This is a genomic window from Acidovorax sp. HMWF018, assembly GCF_003061035.1.
GTDB lineage: Bacteria > Pseudomonadota > Gammaproteobacteria > Burkholderiales > Burkholderiaceae_C > Acidovorax > Acidovorax delafieldii.
This window is the reverse complement of sequence record NZ_QAIM01000284.1, coordinates 1-4,324: the sequence shown is the minus strand read 5'-3', so window position 1 is coordinate 4,324 and position 4,324 is coordinate 1. Positions and strand designations below refer to the sequence as shown.

The window sequence follows — 4,324 nt, the reverse complement described above, 5'->3', positions numbered from 1 at the left end:
GGGAGCCCCCAGACCCCATAAGCCCATGGCGTGACAGCCAGGCCCCGGCCCGCCACCATGCACGCGGAGCCCGCTGAGTGAACTTTTATAACCATGACAGGAGACAAACCCATGCCCTTCCACCCCCTGATGTCCCGCCGCACCTGGCTCGGCGCCGCTGCGCTGGCCGCCGCCTGCACTGGCACGACCGCCTTCGCGCAGGCCTACCCCAACAAGCCCATCAAGATCGTGGTGCCCTTTGCCGCAGGCGGCGCCACCGACGTGCTGGCGCGTGTGCTGGCCGAGAAGATGGCCGTAGGCCTGGGCCAGCCCATGGTCATCGACAACAAGCCCGGTGCGGCCGGCATCATCGGGACCGACGCGGTGGCCAAGGCGGCGCCCGATGGCTACACGCTGCTGCTGGGCCTGAGCAACTCCATGCTCACCAACCAGTTCCTCTATACCAAGCTGCCCTACAGCCCCGAGAAGGACATCGCGCCCATTTACCAGATCGCCATCGCGCCGCTGGTGCTGGTGGCGCACCCGAGCGTGACCGCATCCACGGGGCCCGAACTGCTCAAATACGTGGTGGCCAACAAGGGCAAGGTGGCCTATGGCTCGTACGGCACGGGCGCGTATCCGCACCTGGCCGGGGCCTACATGAGCCTCACGCAAAACGCCGACATGAGCCACGTGGCCTACCGGGGCGAGGCGCCCATGGTGCAGGACCTGCTCGGCGGCCAGATCCAGATCGCGTTTGCCAGCGCGCTGCAGGTCAAGCCCCACATCGAGGCGGGCAAGCTCAAAGCCATTGGCGTGAGCGGCGAGCGCCGCATGGGCACCCTGCCCAATGTGCCCAGCCTGGCCGAACAGGGCCTGAACGACGAGGCCTACCGCGTGGCGGGCTGGCTGGCGTTTGGTGCCCCCGCAGGCACGCCGCCCGCCATCCTGGAGCGCATTGCCGACGAGGTGCGCAAGGCCACGCAGCTGCCCGATGTGGCCCAGCGTATTGCGGCAATGGGCTTTGATGTGCAGAACAGCTCGCCCGCGCTGTTTTCCGCCGCGATTGCGAAGGAACGGCCGGTGTGGGAGCGCTTGATCAAGGCGTCCGGCGCGAAACTTGACTAACCCCCTGAGGCGCTGCGCGCCTTCCCCCTGAAGGGGGACGCCGCCAGCGCGGCCCTTGCGCGGCGGCACTGGCATGGCGTCACGCCCTGAGGCGAGCAGTCAGGAGAAACAGGGCGGCTGGAACCAAGGACGGCCAAGCACCCCACGGATAGGACAATTTCAAATAAAACAGGCTCCTGCGCTTTTCCCCAAAGCGCAGGTAGCTATGTTTTTTGCATCGACTTCGCCCGCTGCGCCGCAAACGCCACATACCAGTCCAGGCACCCCGGATTCGCCATCGCGTCCTTGTTCACCACCTTTTCGATCGGCTGGCCCAGCAGCAGCTTCTTGATGGGCAACTCCTGCTTCTTGCCGCTCAGCGTGCGCGGCACCTCGGCCACGGCAAAGATGTCGTCGGGCACAAAACGCGGACTTAAAGCGGTGCGCACGGCACCGTTGATGCGCGAGCGCAGGGCATCGTCCAGCGCGTAGCCCGGGCGCAGCACCACAAACAGCGGCATGTAGCTCTCGCGGCCCAGGTACTCCAGGTCCACCACCAGGCTGTCGAGCACCTCGGGCAGCGATTCGACCGCGCTGTAGATCTCGCTCGTGCCCATGCGCAGGCCGTGGCGGTTGATGGTGGCGTCAGAGCGGCCATAGATCACGCAGCCGCCGTTGGCGCCGATCTTGAGCCAGTCGCCATGCCGCCAGACTGCTCCCATGCTCGCGGGTCCATCGCCACCGCCGGGCTGGCGGCCGTGGCCTGCGGGGTACATGTCGAAGTAGCTTGACAGGTAGCGGCTGCCGTCCTTGTCGCCCCACAGAAACAAAGGCATCGACGGGATGGGCTGCGCGCAAACCAGCTCGCCCACCGCGTCCTGCACGGGGCGGCCCTCGGCGTCCCAGGACTCCACGGCCGCGCCCAGCATGCGGCATTGCATCTCACCAGCGACTTGTGGCATCTCGCGGTTGCCGCCGATGAAGGCGCCGCAAAAATCCGTACCGCCCGAGATGTTGTTCCACCAGATATCGGAGGTGCCCAGCGCCTCGAACTGCGCCGTACCCCACTCCTGCACCTCAGGCGACAGCGGCGAACCGGTCGTGCCCAAAGCGCGGATGCGCGTCAAGTCGCCATAGTCCGCGAGCGTAATGCCCGCCTTCATGCAGTTGGCAAAAAACGCCGCGCCCGCACCGAAGAAAGTCACGCCCGTCTCGGCCGCAAAGCGCCACAGCACGCCCCAGTCGGGGTGGTCCTTGCTGCCACCGGGGTTGCCGTCGTAGATCACGCAGGTGGTGCCCGACAGCAGGCCGCTGAGCTGCGCATTCCACATCACCCAGCCGGTGGAGCTGTACCAGTGGTAGCGCTCGCCAAAGCTGTTGGGCTCGTAGCTGCAGCCGATGTCGTTGTGCAGCACCTTGAGCTGCAGCGCCACCAGCACCGTGCCGCCGTGGCCGTGCACGATGGGTTTGGGCAGGCCGGTGGTGCCGCTGGAGTAGACGATCCACAGCGGGTGGTCAAACGGCAGCCACATCGGCTCGAAGGCCGCCGCTTCTGCATCGTTTTGGGCGGTAGCGCTAGTCCAGCTTGCCCAGCCGGCTATCGAAACAGAAGCATCCAGATTGCCCAGCAGCACCGCGTGCTGCACGCTGGGCAGGGCCTCGCGCAGCTCGGCCAGCACGGGGCGGCGGTCGTGGTCGCGGCCGCCGTAGCTCACGCCGTCCACGCCGATCAGCACCTTGGGCTCGATCTGGCGGAAGCGGTCGAGCACCGCATGTGTGCCCATGTCGGGTGCGCAGATGCTCCATACGCCGCCGATGCTCACCGTGGCCAGAAAGGCGATCATGGCCTCGGGCACGTTGGGCAGGTAGGCGGCCACGCGGTCGCCCGGCATCACGCCCTGGGCCTTGAGGTGCAGCGCCAGCGACGCGACCTGGCGGCGCAGCTCGGGCCAGCTCAGTTCGCGGTGCTGGCCCTTTTCGTTGCGGCTGATGATGGCAGGCAGGCCCGCCGCGTGGGCGGCATCCACATGCCGCAGCGCCTGGCGTGCGTAGTTGACCTGGGCGCCAGGGAGCCACAACGCGCCGGGCATGGTGTTCTTCGCCAGCACGGCCGTGTGGGGCGTGGGCGACTGCAGCTGGAAGTAGTCCCAGATGCTCTGCCAGAAGGCGTCGAGGTCGGTGGTGGACCAGCGCCACAGGGCGTCGTAGCTGTCGAACTGCAGACCGCGCTGGTCGCGCAGCCAGTTCTGGTACAGGCGGATCTGGGGAATGTAGGGCGGGGTGTTGTGCGTTGTCTCCATGGCGACGCAGGGTACCAGCGGTTCCCGACAGAGGCCAGCCACACCCGTCGCCCGGTTGACAGCGTGGTGATTGCCTTATTTCGCACAATCGTGCTAAATTGCGACCATGGACGCCAAGACTCAGAAAGCCGAACTCACCCGCGCAGCCATCGTCGGCGCGGCGCTGGACCTGGCTGCGGCCGAGGGGCTGGAGTCGATCACGCTGCAGGCCGTGGCGGACCGCGTGGGCCTGTCCAAGAGCGGCGTGTTCTCGCGGGCCGGCTCGCGCGAGGCGCTGCAAAAAGCGGTGATCGAGGAGTTTGGACGCCGCTTTCTGGCCGACGTGTTCGTACCCGCCATGCAGCAGCCCAAGGGCCTGCCGCGCCTGCAGGAGATCCTGCGCCGCTGGATTGCCCGCACGCGCGACGTGGAGGCCTTCACGGGCTGCATCTACACCGCAGGCGCCTTCGAGCTGGACGACCGCGAGGGCGAGCTGCGCGACCTCCTGCACGCTGAAATCACCCGCTGGCGCGCCGCATTGCGCCGCACCGTGATCCAGTCCATCGAGGCCGGGCACCTGGCGGCCGACACATCCCCCGACCAGCTGGTGGGCGAGATCTATGGCCTGATCATGGGCTTGTTGCACGACGTTCGCTTCCTGCGTGATCCGCAGGCAGCGGCACGCACCGAGGCGTCCTGGGCGCGCCTCGTCAAGAGTTACCTCCCCTCCCCCGCTTGATACGCGGTGGTGTGCCAGGGAGTGCTCTTGTTTTTTTATGCCCCAATTTCGCACAACCGTGCGAAGAAAGGAACCACCATGTTGATCATCCTGGGCATCGCCGCCATCGCGGCCGCAGTGGGCGCCATCCGGTCGCTGCGCAGCACCCTCACCAGCCTCCCGCGCAGCAACCGGGACTGGATCTTTTACTGACCGTCCGCCCGGTCCACCTCCCCCATCT

3 protein-coding genes are annotated in these 4,324 nt (G+C 66.9%); 2 read left to right on the top strand and 1 reads right to left on the bottom strand.

All coding sequences use genetic code 11. The features are described 5' to 3' along the window. Nucleotides 1-111 precede the first annotated feature (111 nt). A complete protein-coding gene (locus DBR23_RS10650) occupies nt 112-1,107 on the top strand; it encodes a tripartite tricarboxylate transporter substrate binding protein (protein ID WP_108498225.1) in 996 nt (331 codons plus the stop codon). A 203-nt stretch (nt 1,108-1,310) separates the two neighbouring features. Here DBR23_RS10650 and DBR23_RS10645 read toward each other — a convergent pair whose 3' ends face one another. Continuing rightward, entirely contained in the window at nt 1,311-3,386 is a 2,076-nt protein-coding gene (locus DBR23_RS10645) for an acetoacetate--CoA ligase (RefSeq protein ID WP_108498224.1), read from the bottom strand. Nucleotides 3,387-3,492: 106 nt separating this feature from the next. Here DBR23_RS10645 and DBR23_RS10640 point away from each other — a divergent pair, with 106 nt between their 5' ends. After that, entirely contained in the window at nt 3,493-4,104 is a 612-nt protein-coding gene (locus DBR23_RS10640) for a TetR/AcrR family transcriptional regulator (protein ID WP_108498223.1), read from the top strand. The last annotated feature ends 220 nt before the right edge of the window (nt 4,105-4,324 follow it).

Bases quoted from the DNA above. Each gene is read 5' to 3' on its own strand.
- DBR23_RS10650 (WP_108498225.1), top strand. From the start codon at position 112: ATGCCCTTCCACCCCCTGATGTCCCGCCGCACCTGGCTCGGCGCCGCT.
- DBR23_RS10645 (WP_108498224.1), bottom strand. From the start codon at position 3,386: ATGGAGACAACGCACAACACCCCGCCCTACATTCCCCAGATCCGCCTG.
- DBR23_RS10640 (WP_108498223.1), top strand. From the start codon at position 3,493: ATGGACGCCAAGACTCAGAAAGCCGAACTCACCCGCGCAGCCATCGTC.